Here is a 15,463-nt window from a genome sequence, read left to right as displayed (position 1 = left end):
TGTTACAGATCAGCGTCAGAAGTTGTGCTGCATGTATAAACCGGTTCAGGTAGCCGATTCGGGCGCTTGCAACAGCAGCAAATGCGCCCTTCAGCCTTCCACCCTTGTTTCCTCTTCGCGGGGCAGGATTACATGGCCCAGGGCGGGATGAAGGCTTGGCCATCGGGAAGAACGGCCTGGCCTCCGACGGGAAGACAGCAGATTGCGCGAAGGCTTTCTGTTCCGATAACGGAAATGGAAAAGTCCGTATCAACGGGCACAACGATGCAGTCGCCCGGCATTGCCGTCGTCTCTGTGTCTGCTATACAGACCCTGGCCGTTCCGGAAAGAATGACGAAAACCTCTTCAGCGGTCAGACGATGCGGGCGAGCGGGCGTTCCCGGACTGATTTCGACTTCCCAGACGCTTGTGCTTGTCGCGCCGCTGGTTGGCGTAGCAAGCGATGTGAAACGAGTGCCCGAAAGCTCATGTGTGGGGAGGGCAGGTCTTGTAATTACGGGCATAGGTAGCTCCAGATGAATATGTTACTTATGCAACAAAGTACATCTTTCGGGACTGGCAATGATGTTTTGCTGAAAAGTTAGATTTCGCGGCTGAGGTTGGTTTCTATGATGTCGAGGATGCGCCTCATGGCGCTCATGTCTTTAGCGTTGAGCCCGGCATAGACCCGTCGCCGTGCCTTTTCGATGGCCGGATTCAGGCTCTGCACTACCTGTAATCCTCGATCAGTCAGAAAGACACGGTTCTTTCGTCGATCGCGGTCATCGGACCTGCGCTCGACGAGTCCGGCCTTCTCGAGGACGTCCAGTCCGCGCTTCATGTTCGCTCTATCGTTCAATTCGGCGGACAGATCGCTCTGAGACTGACCGGGACGATGATAGAGTTTATTCAGAACGAAATACTGCTCGGGCGTGAGCTCGTGGCCGGCTTCGCGCGTGATGTGAATGAAATCCACGCGCAGCATGCGGTAGGTTCGGTTTATGTAATAAGCGAAGGCATCTTCCAGTGAAACGATTCGGCCCATAGGCTTTACTGTGAAGGGAGGCCGGTCTGGAAAGCGGAAGATCGACGATCAGGAAAAAATGCGGAGAGGGGGGGATTCGAACCCCCGGTGAGTTGCCCCACACATGCTTTCCAAGCATGCACCTTAAACCGCTCGGACACCTCTCCGGTCGGTTCAGGAAAAAGTCGATGGCTCTGTGGTCAACGGAAAAACGTCAGCCCTGACGCTTCTGCTTGAAGAAGCGTTCGAGCAGAAGGGCAGAACGCTCGGCCATGGAATCGACGGGCAGGATTTCGGGATGGTGATTGGATGAGCCGGCCTTTTCGCCGCGAGCCTTATGGGTAAGCGACAGGTCCATCGCATCGCACAGCCGTATGCCTTTATCGGATCTGGCGAAATAATAAACGGCATCGATCCTTGTAAGAAGCAAAGCACCCGTACAATAAAGACAGGGTTCAAGCGTGCTTACGAGAACGAAGCCGTTCAGGTATTCAAGGTTAAGACCGCGCCGCGCCTCGTCGATGACAAGCATCTCGGCATGCGCCAGCGGATCCTTTCGCGTAATCGTAGCGTTTGCCGCTACGCTGATCTCCTGCCAGGAAGCATCACCGTCGTAGCGATACAGCCCGGCCGCTATGGGGATTTCGTCGTTTTGAGCGGCCCGCTCCGCCTCGAGAAGAAGCCTCTCGCAGATCCAGTCCGGAGGCGAAGCAGGATACTCAATCTTGCTCATCTGAGCAGCTAAATCAGGACGGGATCAGAGACCAAGCCCTTTCCCGGCGATGATCTCGCGCATGATCTCGGACGTGCCGGCATAGATCGTCTGTACGCGAGCGTCGAGATAGGCGCGTGCAATCGGATACTCGGTCATGTATCCGAATCCTCCGAAAAACTGAAGGCATCGGTCGACATGATTCTTGAGCATCTCAGAGCAGAGCAGCTTCACCTGCGACGCCTCAACGGTCACCTTCTTACCGGCCATGTATTCCATGACGACCTGATCGAGAAAGACGCGAGCCGCACACTGTTCCGTATGCATATCGGCCAGGGCGAACTGCGTGTTCTGGAACTTGCCGACGGATTTGCCGAAGGCCTTTCGCGTTTTTACGTAGTCGATCGTCATGTCGAGTACGGCCTCGGCGGTTCTGATATTAGAGGCGGCAAGAACAAGACGCTCGGTGGCCAGCTCGCTCATCAGATAGCGGAAGCCATAGCCCTCTTTGCCGATCAGATTCTTCTTGGGAACCTTCACGTCGGTAAAGAAAAGCTCGGCCGTATCCTGCGCATGCAGCCCGATCTTCTCGAGCTTGCGTCCACGCTCGAAGCCTTCCATTCCGCGCTCCACCATGAGAAGGGATATGCCGTTCATGCCTTTCGCTGTATCGGTTTTGGCCACAGTGATGACAAGGTCAGAAAGGTATCCGTTTGAGATAAAGGTCTTGGATCCGTTCAGCAGATAATGATCGCCTTTATCTATGGCCGTCGACTGGATGCCGGCAAGGTCTGAGCCTGCGTTAGGCTCGGTCATGGCAATGGCGAGGATCTTCTTACCGGCGATAACGTCGGGAAGCCAGGCCTGTTTCTGTTCTTCAGATGCATGATGCAGAATATACGGGGCGATGACGTCGCCGTGCAGACTGAGGAAGAGTCCGGTGGCGCCGACGCGGGCCAGCTCTTCAATGACGATGAGGTTGTAGAGGAAGTCCGTGCCCGAACCGCCGTACTGCTCGGGAAAGTTCGGGCAGATCATGCCCAGCGAGCCGGCCTTCTCCCAGGCCTCGCGCGGAACCATCTTTTCCTTCTCCCATTTTTCATGCTGAGGGGCGACCTCGTTATCGACAAAGTCGGCGACCATAGCACGGAAATCGTCATGCTCGGCCGTGAAGGGCAGGATTCGTTTTAAACGCTTCATTCTATTCTCCTGTATTGGACAGGTTGGAGCAGGAGCCTCCGCAGAAGGCGCTTGCTGCACTCTGTTCTGGCCACGCTGGAAATATTGACTGAAATGTCAATCGCCGAACGTGGGAAGGATGTCACCGGCAAGAGGATCCTGGTTTATGAGTTAAGAAATAAGAGCCGGTCCCAAAACCGGCTCTTCAAGGTCAGGATGACCTTGCGCCGCGAAATTTTCGACAGAAAATTGAGCAAAGGCCTGTTATAAGTAGAGTTGGAAATTTGAGAATCATTGGATTCATTCGCTGTCAGCTCTCCGCGCCCTCTGAGTTCTCCGTGGTTCAACGACTTCGGTCTGCTATGAACGGCGCATAGCGCTCAGTTCTCTTCGTTCATGTTGAAGAGCAGATCGGGGAAGAAGCGCCGGAAGATCTCATAGCGTCGCACGCCGAAGATGCGATGGCGATGCCTGCGCAGCCAGTCGTCGAAGGTGCGGTACGAGGCGCCGGGTTCTTCCTGCCGGCGGATGTCTCGCGCCCTCTCGAATACAAGCAGGAATTCGCTTCGCAGGGTTTCGAGGTTGCGGGAGTAGCTCAGATACGAGTCCACCGCTTCGATATCGAGATCTTCGAAACGTTCGATCCACCAGTCGATGAGCAGCTTCTGTAAAACGAATTCAGGAAGCATGCGCACGATCTGGCTGTTGCTATTTACGTAGAAGATGTCGCCGATATGCAGAGTGCGCAGCGCATTCAGCAGAATAAAGCAGAAGGTGCGCGGACCGATATGATAGAGGAATACCTCTTGATGTGGAATTCCGGGAAAGTCCTCATCAAGCAGGCGATCGGCCGTTTCATCGAGAATGCCGATGATCCGTTCGGTGTATTCAGAGAGGCGTGTCGCTCCGGATCCTTTATTGGCGACGAGGGAGTTCAGCTGGACGACCTTCTCCATATCATCACGCGATAGAATGATATGAAAGGCATCTTCGAAAAAACGCCTCTCTTCTTCGTAGTCGATCATACCGATTTCAAGACTGTAATGCGGAGAACGGTTCCAGTCACGACTTCCGAGAAGTGGAACGGCGAAATAGCTGGAATGATGAAAGCGTCTTGATCTCGATTCAAGAACGATGTTGCGGGCGATGGAGGCGATCGGCGATTGTTCTTCCTCTTCGTCCTCATCGCTTTCGGGCGCTCTTTTCAGTAACTCTTCAAGGCCTCCTTCTTCACTGCGCAGGGCCGCCTCAACGGTATAGCGGATCTTCGGATCATAGACCATGCGTACGGTGAGGTTACCCGTAATGGCATCGTTGCTCTGGTCTTCGATCTTCGCATATTCTTTCAGATGAAGCAGAAAGAGGGCCGTCCTTCGCAGAAGAGAGTTGACTTCGGGCAGATAGCGATCGGGAAGATCTTTTACGAGATGCCGCGTCTCATTGATGATGCTGAACGTATCAATGAGCTTCTGAACGTCGTTCCAGTGCTCGTCGACGATATCCTGAAAAGAACGGATCTTTTCATAGAATCTTTTCAGCTTGATGAAATCCTTCTGGTTTTCGTTGGGGTTATCCTGAAAGAAGCGCTTCACAAGCCGGGCCGCCTCTTTTTCGAGCAGATCTTCGGACGAGGTTTCGACGAAGACTCGATAGTAGCGGCGTATCTCTTCGAGCTTCTCGACGAGGTCTGAGCCATACCTCTCGATAACCGTCATCGTCTCAGGATGCGTTCTCGCCTGATAGATGCGCGTCAGTATAATCTGCGCCACCGACGCATGTGGTCGCAGCACGAGTTCGATGGGGCGATGGAATATTTCCGTAGAGAAATCAGAGAGAACTTCAGAAAGCGCGGCGGAGTTTGCCGGCGTTCGTTCGGGCTGCGCCTGCGTCGTCGGAGTAAACGACGAAGGCCCCTCGCGATCCAGAACTTCATGGAAGGGATCGAGAAGGGCCTGTTCGATGATCTCGTCGAGACGATCGGTTTTCATGTGGCCGGTGCCGGTTCAGCTCCCCCCTCGAATTCCGGCGGCTTCGCATCATGCGAGAAGGCACGCTTCTGCTTGTCTGAGATGTCGGAGCCCATGATATCGTTCAGCTCTTCGCCGCCGATGCTTTCTCGTTCAAGAAGAGCCTTGGCGATGCGTTCCAGTTTCTCGCGATGATTTGTCAGCAGCTCGCGGCCGCGATCAAGCTGTTCCTGAACGAAGCGCTTCACCTCGCCGTCGATCATGGCCGCCGTCTCTTCGCTGTAGTGGCGCGAAGAGCTGATCTCACGGCCGAGAAATACGTTGCCGTTATCCTGACTGTAGCTGATCGTTCCCAGTTTTTCAGACATCCCCCATTCACAGACCATACGGCGTGCGATGTTCGTCGCCACCTGAATGTCGTTAGAGGCGCCCGTCGACGTATCGTTGAAGATGATGCCTTCGGCAAGATAGCCGCCCATCAAGACGCAGATGCGGTCCAGCCAGTATTTTTTCGGCTGAATGTGGCGATCGTCTTCGGGAAGCTGCTGGGTTAACCCGAGCGCTCTTCCGCGGGGGATGATCGTCACTTTATGGACGGGCTCGGAGTAGGGAAGAAGCGTGCCGAGCAGAGCATGACCGCCTTCATGATAGGCGATGACCTCTTTTTCTTTTTCGGTAATGAGGATGGAGCGACGCTCCGGACCCATGATAACCTTATCTTTCGCCTCTTCGAGCTCTTCCTGGGTAACGCGTTTCTTGTTTTTTCGCGCCGCAAGCAGGGCCGCTTCGTTGATGAGGTTCGCAAGATCGGCGCCCGTGAAGCCCGGAGTTCCGCGAGCGATGCGCGAGAGCGACACATCGGAGGTCATCGGAACCTTACGCGCATGGATACGCAGAATCTCTTCGCGTCCTTTTACGTCAGGGGCGTCGACGACGACCTGTCGGTCAAAGCGACCCGGACGAAGTAGCGCCGGATCAAGCACGTCGGGACGGTTTGTGGCGGCGACGACGATGACGCCTTCGTTTTCTTCAAAGCCGTCCATCTCAACAAGCAACTGGTTCAACGTCTGTTCACGCTCGTCATGCCCGCCGCCAAGGCCGGCGCCGCGAAGGCGACCGACGGCGTCGATCTCGTCGATAAAGATGATGCAGGGAGCGTTTTTCTTGGCCTGCTCGAAAAGGTCGCGCACGCGGGAGGCGCCGACGCCGACGAACATCTCGACAAAATCCGAGCCTGAAATCGAGTAGAAGGGCACTCCGGCCTCGCCGGCAACGGCGCGCGCAAGAAGCGTCTTACCCGTTCCCGGAGGGCCGACAAGCAGCACGCCGCGAGGGATGCGAGCGCCGATCGTCTGGAATTTGCGCGGATCTTTAAGAAAGTCCACAACCTCAACAAGCTCTTCTTTAGCCTCATCACATCCGGCAACGTCGGTAAAGGTGACGCGGGTCTTACCCTCGGGGTTAAGCTTCGCCTTGCTTTTACCGAAGGCCATCGCCTTGTTACCGGTGCTCTGAATCTGGCGGATCATAAACATCCAGAGCAGAGCGACGATGATGATGAAAGGCAGCATCTGTAAGATGGTACCGAGCATCCCGCCTTCATCGGGATTCTCAAAACGATAGTGGACGCGGTTCTTATCGAGCTGGTCTATGAGAGCTTCGTTAATCAGCTCGGGCATGCTCTCGACCACGAATGGAACGGTTTTACTTTTGATGACTTCTACATCGTCCGTGGGTTCGATGCGCTGGCCTTTCTTCACATAGCGGCCTTCGATCTTTTTGGGACCTATACGCAGCAGAAAAGGATTTGTCTCGGAGTTCGCCCCGGCCATCGCCTCTTTCGTGTAGATGTTACCGATCGCCTGATCGTTGTAGGGATCGATCATCTTCCGGAACTCAGAAAACGTGAGCTTCTCCTCTTTTTCCATTGCCAGGGGCGAGCAGCGCCCGGCCGTCTGTGCCATGGTCAAAAGAACGACGACACCGGTGAAAATGAGCAGTAAAAACTTGAAATTCTTATTCATGTGAACCCTGAGGGAAATATAATCGAAGGTAACTCTGTCGTCAACCTGAGTTGAAATCAGAGAAGGGCGTCTTCCCGACCGCATCCTGTATTCGGTTTTTTGAGATAACTCTTTGAGAAGAGTTCGTAACGCTTTGAGCCAGCAGGGCTCAGCGCTTCTGATGTCGTTATTCCGAGAACTTCTCCATGACATCCCGTATGTCGCGGCTGTGAGCGATCTCGCGGATGGCCGATTCGGCGTCGTTGATGATGTTAATCAGGCGAAAGCTTTCGGATGGCTCAAATTCCTGATTCAGGTATTCCTCTTTCGGAACCTTAGACACTCTGTCGCCAGCCACTCCGACCCGGACGCGAATAAAATCGGGCGATTTCAGCGCATCGGCCAGGTTCTTGATGCCCGGATGAGTATGCTCTGTACCGCCCTGATTCACGACGATCTTGCCCAGCGTGAGCGTGATGTCGTCCATGATGACGATGATGTCGCGAGGACGGATGCGCAGAAAGGAGGCGATATAAAGGGCAGCCTCGCCGGCCAGATCGCTGTAGGTCTGCGGCTTGAGCAGGACGATCTCTTCTTCTTCGATATGGCCGCGACCGATCAGCGATTTCTTCTTCTTGGTGCGGATATCGATGTTGTTATTATTCGCGATGATGTCGAGGATCTTGAAGCCGATGTTCGATCTACGGTTTGCGTACTTCTCACCAGGGTTCCCCAATCCAATGACGAGCTTCATCGAGCTGACAGTGTAAGACACCTTCCGCCAATGTCAAGTACAATAGTAGGAATGCGATTCATTGGAAGCGCGCACGGGCATAAACGGAAAAGCCCCTCATCGGGCATCAGGTGCTCGAACGCACCAGACCGCCGGAAGAGGGGCTTCGCTGACAACGGGAGTCAGGCTTTTATTTTCAGCCTTCTTTGCCGTCGCTCGCTGCCTTCAGCGTCATACGGGACTGCGCTACACGGCAGACTACCGGATCGCCCGTAAGGCGGGTTTCCCATTCAGAGGGCAGGTTAAGCTGGCTCAGGTGTACCGCTTCACCGACGCCGAGATCGGTGATGTCGACCTCGATCTTCTCGATGATCTTCTCGGGAACGGTCACGACCTTCAGCTGACGGATGTAATGCTCAAGCGCTCCGCCGGCCTTTACGCCTTTAGCCGAGCCAGTCAGTTCGACGGCGATGGCGACGCGGAACTTGTGGCCGGGGTTTACCTTGTAGAAGTCCACATGGAAAATACGGCCGCTGACCGGATGGCGATGAATCTCTTTAGCCAGCACTTCTTGCTCGGCGCCGTTCAGCTTCAGCTTGAACTTGCTGCTTGAACGAAGTCCGCCGGCGATCAGTTTCTCGAACTCACGGTCGTCGATTTCGATCGGCGTGGAATTGCCCCGGTCCAGAAGGTTTGCGGGAATACGGCCGGCTGCGCGCAGTCGACGGGATTCGTTCTTTCCTCTTGCACTGCGGGTCGAGGCTTCAATCGTGCGGTTCATCGCTGTCATACTCCTATCGGTAAAAGGCCAGATTTTCTGGCCGAATCAGAAAGCAAACTCATTTTTATGAACGCTTTATCTCAAACGAAGAGCGAACTGACCGACTCTTCGTTATGGATGCGTCGGATGGCCTCGCCGACCAGCTGGGCCACCGAAAGCCGACGGATCTTATCGGTCTGCTTCTCGGGCGGAAGCTGAATCGTATTCGAAAAGACAACCTCGTCGAGCACGGACTCCGTAAGCTTCTCGATGGCGGAGCCCGAAAGCACCGCATGTGTGGCGCAGGCGATGACGCTTTTCGCACCGTTTGCCTTCAGAGCCGAGGCTGCCTTCGTAATCGTTCCGCCCGTATCGATCATATCGTCGTAGAGGATGCAGTTCTTGTCTTTCACGTCGCCGATGACGTGCATGATCTCGGCTACGTTCGCCTTCGGACGGCGCTTGTCGATAATGGCCAGACCGGCGTTAATATGGCGGGCCAGGAATCGAGCGCGCTCCACTCCGCCAGTATCGGGAGAGACGACGACGGCGTCGTTCGCGCGGGTTTCGCGCAAATATTTGATAAAGACCGGAGCGGCGTAGAGGTTATCGACCGGAATATGAAAGAAGCCCTGGATCTGATCTGCATGCAGATCCATCGTCAGGATGCGATCGGGGGCGACGGCCTCGATCAGGTCGGCGACGACGCGCGCCGAGATGGGCACGCGAGGCTCGGATTTGCGATCCTGGCGTCCGTAGCCGTAGTAGGGCACGACGGCCGTAATGCGCTTGGCCGAGGCACGACGCACTGCGTCGATGATGAGCAGAAGCTCCATCAAGTTGTCGTTAGCCGGAGCCGAGGTGGGCTGAACGATGAAGACGTCTTTGCCGCGGATGTTCTCGTTGATCTTCACCGAAATCTCGCCATCCGAGAATTTCTTGAGATCGACGCCGGCCAGGCGAACGCCGAGATAGTCGGCGATTTCGCGAGCAAGCGGCTCGTTGGCATTACCCGAAAGAAGAAGCAGTTCGTAGTTCATAGATCCTTCATCTGACTGTGGATTTGTTCAAGCTGGACGAGGTCTTCACGAGTGTTGGCGCCCATCGACTCTCTGTAGTCGTCGAGCAGGACGCAGCGGAACTGGTCTCCGCGTTCTCTGTAGAGTTTCACGGCATCGGGCAGGTAGTATTCGTTCTGTTTGTTGTTGCTGTCGATCTGTTTGAGCACGGCAAAGATCTCGGGAATGCGAAACACATAACAGCCGGTGTTCACTTCCTGGATGGCCTTCGTCGGTTCATCGGCGTCTTTCTCCTCAACGATGCGGTTCAGGTTACCCGAAGCATCGCGCACCATGCGCCCGTAGCCTTTTGGATTCTCAAGATGGGCGGAGAGCACGGCGCCCGCTCCGTTTGAGGCCGCCTCAGAAAAGAGCCTGTCTATGGAGCGAGTGCGAAGAAGCGGCATATCGCCGGCCGTCACAAGGGCCAGCCCGCTTTTGCCTGTAAGGGCCGGCTCTGCCTGTAAGAAGGCATGCGCCGTTCCCTTCTGTTCTTCTTGCAGGGCAAAGCGAATCTCGGGCGCTGTCGGATGATCCTTCTTCCAGGTATGGGCCAGCTCTTCAACGACGTCGCGTCGGTAGCCGACGACAAGCGTAAGCGTATCAAGTTTGAGCGGAGCAAGGCGATCGAGAACGTGCTGGATCATCGGCCTGCCGTTTAACGGCATGGCGACTTTAGGCAGATCGCTCTGCATGCGAGTTCCCTTTCCGGCAGCCAGGACGACGGCATGGCGGGCGCTTGAAGCAGAGTCGGTCATGTTATGAATCCGGGTTATTCAGAGTTGCTGTGGCTGGGCCGGGAGGATTCGAACCTCCGGATGGCGATACCAAAAACCGCTGCCTTACCGCTTGGCGACGGCCCAATTACAGGAAAAAGCCGAACGGAACCGCTCGATATGCGGGAAACCTCTGCCGGAGAAAGGCAAGCCTTTCGTCCTCTTGCATTCGATCATACAGACCGAAGATGGCAGAACCTGAACCCGACATCGATGCGTAAAAGGCGCCACAATCAAGAAGCGCATCCTTTACGCCTGCAAGCTCCGGATGAAGTCGAAAGACAACCTCTTCAAAATCGTTCCCGATCTGAGAAAGCACCTTCGCATCACCTTCGAGAAGAGCCTGATAGGCTCGCCCCGGGCTGGAGCCAGCCTTTGACTGAGAGGTCGGCTGTAAAGGCCTTTTCAGTTCAGAGTATGCATTTTTTGTAGGAACAACGACGTCCGAGAGCATCAGCACTCCGCGAATGCTTTTCAGACGTGCACGATCCTTTTCTTGCGAGATCGGCTCTATGATTTCGCCGATGCCCGTCACCGCAGAGGGACGCGCATCGAGAAAGAAGGGGATGTCGGCGCCGTGGCTTCGCGCAAGCTCGAAGGCATGAGAGCGATCCAGCAATCCGACTTCTATAAGATAACGCAGAAGTATGCCGGCGTTTGAGCTGCCTCCGCCCAGTCCCGCTCCAGAAGGGATGCGTTTGCGCAGAAACAGCTCAAAGCGCAGAGGCTCAGCGCGACCTCGATTGATCGCCGCCATAAGGCGCATCAGAAGATTCTTCTCGGGATCTCCGCGCTCAGAAACGGCCTCAAAATCGGACCGCGTCGATAGCTCGATCAGATTCTCGGTGCGCAGATGAAGGGAAGCGGCAGGGGTAACGGTCAGCTCGTCGCAGAAGTCGATCGGAAGAAAGAGGCTTTCGATCTCATGATAGCCGTCGGGCCGTCTAAAGGGAACGGCAAGGCCAAGGTTGATCTTGGCCGGGCACAGAAGCGTCTTCGAAGAAGACATCGAGGATTATTTCGAGACTTTCTTCTCGACGAATTTCACGTATTTCTTCGCCTTCGGATCAAACTTGTTGATCTCGAATTTCGCCGTATGCTTCTTCTTGTTCTTCGTCGTCGTGTAGAAAAAACCGGTTCCTGCAGTCGACTCAAGCTTGATGATTTCTCGCATATTGTCCCTCGTAATCGGGCCGGATGGTCCGAAAGACCGATATCTAAGCCATAACCGACCCGTCGAGTTTTTTTTGGATCGGGCAGGGAGTGGGCGCGGATGCGGAAAGACTCTTCGCCCGGTGTCGGCTCTATTCTGTTGTGCATAAATTATGGGTTGACTGTTGTGTTCACAGGCGAGACGTATAAGAGGAGGCAGTGAGTTCAGAATACGATGGAATGGACCACATTCGCAATGAACGGAAGGCTGATAACTTTGCCCTGTGTGGTAGCAGCGCTACTGATCGCTGTTGTCGGCTGTCCTTCGCCATGTGAGACCTGTGAATGGTACGAGACCCCCGGAGACTGAGCAGGAAGGAAAGGTCTTCGCGAATCAAGAAGAAGCGAAGCCACAGTTATCCGGGCTGTCTCTCGCCGGCGGAATTAGAGACTGAGGAAGTGGCCCGATGGGGGGCGAAAGATTTGGTACGGTTCACGAGCTGAAGATGCTGGGTGAGGTAGCCGCACGGAGACGGTAGAAATTCCTATGAATGAAATAGAGATAGGTAAAGAACTCCGGACGGCAATTAAGGCTGGCGACGTAGAACGGGTTGTTGAGTTGATTGGTGATTCAAAAGATCGCCTAATGCAAATAACTCCCTTCGGGACATGGTTGCATGTGGCTGCTACCAGTGGACAGCTGCAGGTTGTCAAGCGATTGCTTGCAATGGGTAGCGATCCCAATGTAAGGGGAGGTCCATTCAAGGGAGTAGCTCTCAATCATGCAGCCTCTGAAGGTCACATGGCGGTTGTAAGAGAGCTTCTCGATGCTGGGTCCGAATTGGATATCAGTGAGCCTGAGAGGAACCCATTGTTTGGTGCTATTTATGGCGGCCATATCGAGATTGTGAAACTTCTCTTGAATGCAGGTATCGACCCCAGCATAAAGTATACCGGGGAATTTATGAAGGATATGGACGCTGCGGCGTTTGCTCGTGAGCGGGGGCAGACTGCAATTGTAGCCTATCTGGAGAGTTTGCGAAAATAAAGCTTCGCTGACGAAGTCCCCCTCGGACTCGCGGAACGGCGATCAACGGTTGATCCGGCGGCATTTCTGTCCTGGGTCGGCTGTGGGGTAAATCTCTTCCACTGGGCAACCGGCAAAATTGTAATCATGAGAACCCAAAAAAAATCCTGTCAGAGTGTGGGATGTGTGGCTTCAGGATCGATCGTTTATAGACAAGAAGCTGATGCCGCAGTTTCAGTCTGCGGCTACGAGATGGCGGGAGATGGAGAGCTGTAGAAGAAGTAGAAGAGCGCACACAGATATACTGTTTTTATCAGTTTTCAATATGGTGATATTGAGCTTCAGGTATACTTTTAGTGGTTTTGTATGGATCATCGTAGCTGTGCCAGCACTTCATCCTTGCTCTTTCCTTCGAGAATAGCCCGGCTTGCTGCTTCGATGAGATCTCTATTGGAACAGGCCCGGATGGCATCATTATCCTGTTTCAAGAGACTGCCGAATCTCCACTCCATCAGTTTGATGAGTAGCTTCTGCTCTCCTTTAAGGAGACCCTGTTGCATGCCCTGTGCAAATCCTTCTTCTCTGAGTTTTTGAGCAGCAGTCATGGCTTCCTTCTCCAGTCGTTTCGAGACCGAGGAAAGGACAGCGACGACTTTCTCGTGCGGCACCTCTCCTCGGGTGAGAACATAAAAGATCAATTTTCTGAGTTTCTCAAGCTTTTTTTTGCTCTGAGAAAAAGATCTCAGAGAGTTCGAAAATGTCTCTGAGATTGTCATCAAGACGATCCGTATCAATAGAGCGGATGATCTGCAGAAGCATTTTGACGTAGAGTGTAATAGTGAGCGTCTCAACATCCTGATCACCGAGGTCAAACAGCTCAAATCGGAAATCGGGTAGATAGGGCGCAAAGATCTGTCTCTCCCTATCCGTGAGCTTGAAGTGGGCTGTGAAATCGGTTCCGAGATCCCATGCTTTCTTCCCGTGATAGAAGACGAAGGGAATGACGGGAACGGGCTTATCCTGTCGTTCATAGATACGTGCGAGGTAGGAAAGCAGCTGTGTGAAGATGCGCGGATCTCTTTGCGATTTATGCTCGAATAGCAGATAGATCTCCGCTGGCGATCCACTGGCGGTTTGAATACGGAAGAGGACGTCCGTGCGGTATTCCTTCATGGATTCATCGATGAAGGTTCCCTGTTCTACTTCAAGAGTATCAAGATCAAGGGCAGCGAGCAGCCCGGACGGCAGAGTGGATCGGAAGAAAGGAATGGCTTCTTCTCTATCAGAGAACGTATCACGAATGATCCTGTCAGGCGTCGGGTCCACGAAAGGAACTTGGACTGACAGCAAGCGAAGTCAAGAGAAAATAACGACCGGACGGGCGACTCCGGCGTCTCTGCGTTAAGCGGGCAGACTGGATCGGCGAAACTGAATACCGGCGATACCAGCGCATCTCCCGTCTAACCCAATCCGGCTGCATCGCTCCCTCCCGACAGCGGAGCCCATCTAACCAATCCCGTCAGATGCGCACCCACCCGAATCCCCGCCTGGTATGGCCCGCCCGCACCCCCTGCGTGCGACGAGGTGACGCGATCGACCCGCAGGGCCCAGGGTGCGTCAATCGTCGCCGCTCCGCACTCCTGCTCCAGCAGGGGGAGCGGGCAGGCTGGCTATCGCTATTAGAATTTTTTTAGCCGGTAGCGGCCTGGTTCTTACGGTCTACTGTCTGATCGCCGTAACCAAGCAGGAGGCCTCTGACGCTAATATCTTCGTCGATCTCATCCCAGTGCAGCCCGGTACCGCCACCGCTTATCGTAAGGTTTGCGCGTTGTTCTGCTGTTGCATGCAGTAGCCGTGGAAAGAACGAAAGTGGAACGGAAAGCTGACGGCCATCGTAAAGGAGAAGCCATAGATTCTCTTCATCAAACCATACTTTGCGGGTCCTTGCTTCAACCTCTAAAGAATTCATGCCATTTCTCCTCAATAAGACTGGCGTTTTCTGCAACCTGTTCTCCGATCCAGCGGAGTTCCATCGAAGAGAAGCCCGAATTACTGGCCAGCGTTACTGCCGGTCTGACCCAGAATTTAGCAACGTTTCCCGCTTTGCGAACATGGATATGCAATGGCTCTCGGGGATTCCCTTCGTTTGCTCATCCGTTGAAATCCAGACGGTCCGTTGAAGGATCGAGAATTAAATGCTTCTTGTCTGCAGTGATAAAGAGCCTGCCATCATCGCTTTCTTCGACCGAAGGATAGTCCTGCGAATAGAAAGACCCAATGATAATGGTTTTTTCCGGATCTGGTTTCAGATCTTCCGGATCCGATTCTTCGAATTCCTCTTTGTAGTAGTCATGAATGTGTCTGGCCGTTGCTCTGGTGCGATAGATCGTAACCATGTCGGTTTTTATATCTTTATGAAATAGATACGATTTATTTAAATAATGGTATTCCAGAAGGCTGTTGCAGGTTCCAGGGCAATGGGGTGTATAGATTCCGGAGAGAAAGACTTTCTTGCAATTTCTCCAATCATAAACATAGCTGCGATAACCGGGATCGGCTGCACCATACCACAGGCTGAATACCGTGAAGACAATTTCATCTTTTTCAGTCCAGCGTTTGAATCCTAGTACAACCTCAGCGTTGTTGACATCACAATTGGGCGCCGGTCCAGGCAGAGTCTGCGCTGTTAATCCATCAACCCATGAATAGGCGAATACTGGTTTTCCAGATTGAAGATCGCTGATTGTATAGCCACAAGCAAAGGGACCGGAATTCGGATCGACGCTCATGAATAAGCCTATCATGGGCATCTGCCTTGTACATTTTTCATATTCGGTTGATTGGATGATAGAAAACCTGTAGTGACCGGACGGACTCTCAAAGTGCGATCGTGGTTTAGCCTCTGAAGGCGGGTTCTTGCAGCCAATGGCGTTGAAGAAGAGGACACAGCTGGAAAGGAGCAGAATGAACTTATTCATAAAGATGGAATAATCCTCCAACGGTTCGTAAAAAAAGAACCCTGACATATGCAGTCTTCTTCATCGGTCTTTTCTTCCGGAAATTTGAATCAGACAGGAGATCAAGTCAACCGAT

18 protein-coding genes and 2 tRNA genes are annotated in these 15,463 nt (G+C 53.7%); 1 reads left to right on the top strand and 19 read right to left on the bottom strand.

The features are described from left to right. Positions 1–128: 128 nt before the first annotated feature. The 14 genes from LEPIL_RS09865 to rpmG form a co-directional block, all read right to left on the bottom strand. Positions 129–503 carry a cupin domain-containing protein gene (locus tag LEPIL_RS09865; protein WP_002772301.1) on the bottom strand — a complete coding sequence of 125 codons (375 nt, stop codon included), beginning with the start codon at positions 501–503 and terminating at the stop codon, positions 129–131. A 77-nt stretch (positions 504–580) separates the two neighbouring features. Continuing rightward, positions 581–1,024 (bottom strand): MarR family winged helix-turn-helix transcriptional regulator, encoded by a 444-nt coding sequence (locus tag LEPIL_RS09860; protein WP_002772300.1) that lies wholly within the window; start codon positions 1,022–1,024, stop codon positions 581–583. A gap of 61 nt (positions 1,025–1,085) precedes the next feature. Next, positions 1,086–1,170 (bottom strand) — tRNA-Ser (locus LEPIL_RS09855). A gap of 47 nt (positions 1,171–1,217) precedes the next feature. Beyond that, positions 1,218–1,736 carry a nucleoside deaminase gene (locus LEPIL_RS21970; RefSeq protein WP_002772299.1) on the bottom strand — a complete coding sequence of 173 codons (519 nt, stop codon included), beginning with the start codon at positions 1,734–1,736 and terminating at the stop codon, positions 1,218–1,220. 24 nt (positions 1,737–1,760) lie between these two features. Further along, the gene (locus tag LEPIL_RS09845) at positions 1,761–2,915 is read right to left on the bottom strand and encodes an acyl-CoA dehydrogenase family protein (RefSeq protein ID WP_002772298.1); all 1,155 of its coding nucleotides are present in this window, start codon (positions 2,913–2,915) and stop codon (positions 1,761–1,763) included. A 359-nt stretch (positions 2,916–3,274) separates the two neighbouring features. Next, positions 3,275–4,882: a hypothetical protein gene (locus LEPIL_RS09835; protein WP_002772297.1), complete on the bottom strand. Its 1,608-nt coding sequence runs from the start codon at positions 4,880–4,882 to the stop codon at positions 3,275–3,277. Then, complete coding sequence (ftsH, locus tag LEPIL_RS09830; protein WP_002772296.1) at positions 4,879–6,885, bottom strand: ATP-dependent zinc metalloprotease FtsH; 2,007 nt, start codon at positions 6,883–6,885, stop codon at positions 4,879–4,881. The genes LEPIL_RS09835 and ftsH overlap by 4 nt, the downstream gene beginning before the upstream one ends. A 166-nt stretch (positions 6,886–7,051) precedes the next feature. Further along, on the bottom strand, positions 7,052–7,618 hold the full coding sequence (pth, locus tag LEPIL_RS09825; RefSeq protein WP_002772295.1) for an aminoacyl-tRNA hydrolase: 567 nt from the start codon (positions 7,616–7,618) through the stop codon (positions 7,052–7,054). Between the two features lie 175 nt (positions 7,619–7,793). Next, positions 7,794–8,378 carry a 50S ribosomal protein L25 gene (locus tag LEPIL_RS09820; protein WP_002772294.1) on the bottom strand — a complete coding sequence of 195 codons (585 nt, stop codon included), beginning with the start codon at positions 8,376–8,378 and terminating at the stop codon, positions 7,794–7,796. 80 nt (positions 8,379–8,458) lie between these two features. Beyond that, positions 8,459–9,397 carry a ribose-phosphate diphosphokinase gene (locus tag LEPIL_RS09815; RefSeq protein ID WP_002772293.1) on the bottom strand — a complete coding sequence of 313 codons (939 nt, stop codon included), beginning with the start codon at positions 9,395–9,397 and terminating at the stop codon, positions 8,459–8,461. Beyond that, on the bottom strand, positions 9,394–10,173 hold the full coding sequence (locus LEPIL_RS09810; RefSeq protein ID WP_002772292.1) for a sugar phosphate nucleotidyltransferase: 780 nt from the start codon (positions 10,171–10,173) through the stop codon (positions 9,394–9,396). The genes LEPIL_RS09815 and LEPIL_RS09810 overlap by 4 nt, the downstream gene beginning before the upstream one ends. Positions 10,174–10,203: 30 nt before the next feature. Then, positions 10,204–10,278 (bottom strand) — tRNA-Gln (locus LEPIL_RS09805). Position 10,279: 1 nt separating this feature from the next. Beyond that, positions 10,280–11,200, bottom strand: coding sequence for a GHMP family kinase ATP-binding protein (locus LEPIL_RS09800; protein WP_002772290.1), 921 nt, complete (start codon positions 11,198–11,200; stop codon positions 10,280–10,282). A 6-nt stretch (positions 11,201–11,206) separates the two neighbouring features. After that, a complete protein-coding gene (gene rpmG / locus LEPIL_RS09795; RefSeq protein ID WP_002772289.1) occupies positions 11,207–11,365 on the bottom strand; it encodes a 50S ribosomal protein L33 in 159 nt (52 codons plus the stop codon). 525 nt (positions 11,366–11,890) lie between these two features. Here rpmG and LEPIL_RS09790 point away from each other — a divergent pair. Beyond that, entirely contained in the window at positions 11,891–12,391 is a 501-nt protein-coding gene (locus tag LEPIL_RS09790; RefSeq protein WP_002772288.1) for an ankyrin repeat domain-containing protein, read from the top strand. Positions 12,392–12,741: 350 nt separating this feature from the next. Here LEPIL_RS09790 and LEPIL_RS23925 read toward each other — a convergent pair whose 3' ends face one another. The 5 genes from LEPIL_RS23925 to LEPIL_RS09775 form a co-directional block, all read right to left on the bottom strand. Then, positions 12,742–12,975 carry a hypothetical protein gene (locus LEPIL_RS23925; protein WP_245826903.1) on the bottom strand — a complete coding sequence of 78 codons (234 nt, stop codon included), beginning with the start codon at positions 12,973–12,975 and terminating at the stop codon, positions 12,742–12,744. Positions 12,976–13,081: 106 nt separating this feature from the next. After that, on the bottom strand, positions 13,082–13,696 hold the full coding sequence (locus LEPIL_RS23920; RefSeq protein WP_052608270.1) for an Rpn family recombination-promoting nuclease/putative transposase: 615 nt from the start codon (positions 13,694–13,696) through the stop codon (positions 13,082–13,084). A gap of 364 nt (positions 13,697–14,060) precedes the next feature. Continuing rightward, positions 14,061–14,339: a DUF2442 domain-containing protein gene (locus tag LEPIL_RS09780; RefSeq protein ID WP_002772287.1), complete on the bottom strand. Its 279-nt coding sequence runs from the start codon at positions 14,337–14,339 to the stop codon at positions 14,061–14,063. Then, positions 14,320–14,493, bottom strand: a complete 174-nt coding sequence (locus tag LEPIL_RS22945) for a DUF4160 domain-containing protein (RefSeq protein WP_078123583.1) — start codon at positions 14,491–14,493, stop codon at positions 14,320–14,322. Before LEPIL_RS22945 ends, LEPIL_RS09780 begins: the two co-directional genes overlap by 20 nt. A gap of 27 nt (positions 14,494–14,520) precedes the next feature. Beyond that, positions 14,521–15,348 (bottom strand): hypothetical protein, encoded by an 828-nt coding sequence (locus LEPIL_RS09775; RefSeq protein WP_143464860.1) that lies wholly within the window; start codon positions 15,346–15,348, stop codon positions 14,521–14,523. Positions 15,349–15,463: the final 115 nt, after the last annotated feature.

Origin of the sequence: Leptonema illini DSM 21528, assembly GCF_000243335.1 — a bacterium.
Lineage (GTDB): Bacteria > Spirochaetota > Leptospiria > Leptospirales > Leptonemataceae > Leptonema > Leptonema illini.
The sequence above is the reverse complement of the archived record's forward strand: the minus strand, read 5'-3'. Positions and strand labels throughout refer to the sequence as shown.

Coding starts and splice junctions, on each gene's coding strand:
- LEPIL_RS09775 (WP_143464860.1), bottom strand. CDS start 15,348: ATGAATAAGTTCATTCTGCTCCTTTCCAGCTGTGTCCTCTTCTTCAAC.
- LEPIL_RS21970 (WP_002772299.1), bottom strand. CDS start 1,736: ATGAGCAAGATTGAGTATCCTGCTTCGCCTCCGGACTGGATCTGCGAG.
- LEPIL_RS09810 (WP_002772292.1), bottom strand. CDS start 10,173: ATGACCGACTCTGCTTCAAGCGCCCGCCATGCCGTCGTCCTGGCTGCC.
- LEPIL_RS09865 (WP_002772301.1), bottom strand. CDS start 503: ATGCCCGTAATTACAAGACCTGCCCTCCCCACACATGAGCTTTCGGGC.
- LEPIL_RS09845 (WP_002772298.1), bottom strand. CDS start 2,915: ATGAAGCGTTTAAAACGAATCCTGCCCTTCACGGCCGAGCATGACGAT.
- LEPIL_RS09790 (WP_002772288.1), top strand. CDS start 11,891: ATGAATGAAATAGAGATAGGTAAAGAACTCCGGACGGCAATTAAGGCT.
- LEPIL_RS09820 (WP_002772294.1), bottom strand. CDS start 8,378: ATGAACCGCACGATTGAAGCCTCGACCCGCAGTGCAAGAGGAAAGAAC.
- rpmG (WP_002772289.1), bottom strand. CDS start 11,365: ATGCGAGAAATCATCAAGCTTGAGTCGACTGCAGGAACCGGTTTTTTC.
- LEPIL_RS09835 (WP_002772297.1), bottom strand. CDS start 4,882: ATGAAAACCGATCGTCTCGACGAGATCATCGAACAGGCCCTTCTCGAT.
- LEPIL_RS09780 (WP_002772287.1), bottom strand. CDS start 14,339: ATGAATTCTTTAGAGGTTGAAGCAAGGACCCGCAAAGTATGGTTTGAT.
- LEPIL_RS09800 (WP_002772290.1), bottom strand. CDS start 11,200: ATGTCTTCTTCGAAGACGCTTCTGTGCCCGGCCAAGATCAACCTTGGC.
- LEPIL_RS23925 (WP_245826903.1), bottom strand. CDS start 12,975: ATGACTGCTGCTCAAAAACTCAGAGAAGAAGGATTTGCACAGGGCATG.
- LEPIL_RS09860 (WP_002772300.1), bottom strand. CDS start 1,024: ATGGGCCGAATCGTTTCACTGGAAGATGCCTTCGCTTATTACATAAAC.
- LEPIL_RS09815 (WP_002772293.1), bottom strand. CDS start 9,397: ATGAACTACGAACTGCTTCTTCTTTCGGGTAATGCCAACGAGCCGCTT.
- pth (WP_002772295.1), bottom strand. CDS start 7,618: ATGAAGCTCGTCATTGGATTGGGGAACCCTGGTGAGAAGTACGCAAAC.
- ftsH (WP_002772296.1), bottom strand. CDS start 6,885: ATGAATAAGAATTTCAAGTTTTTACTGCTCATTTTCACCGGTGTCGTC.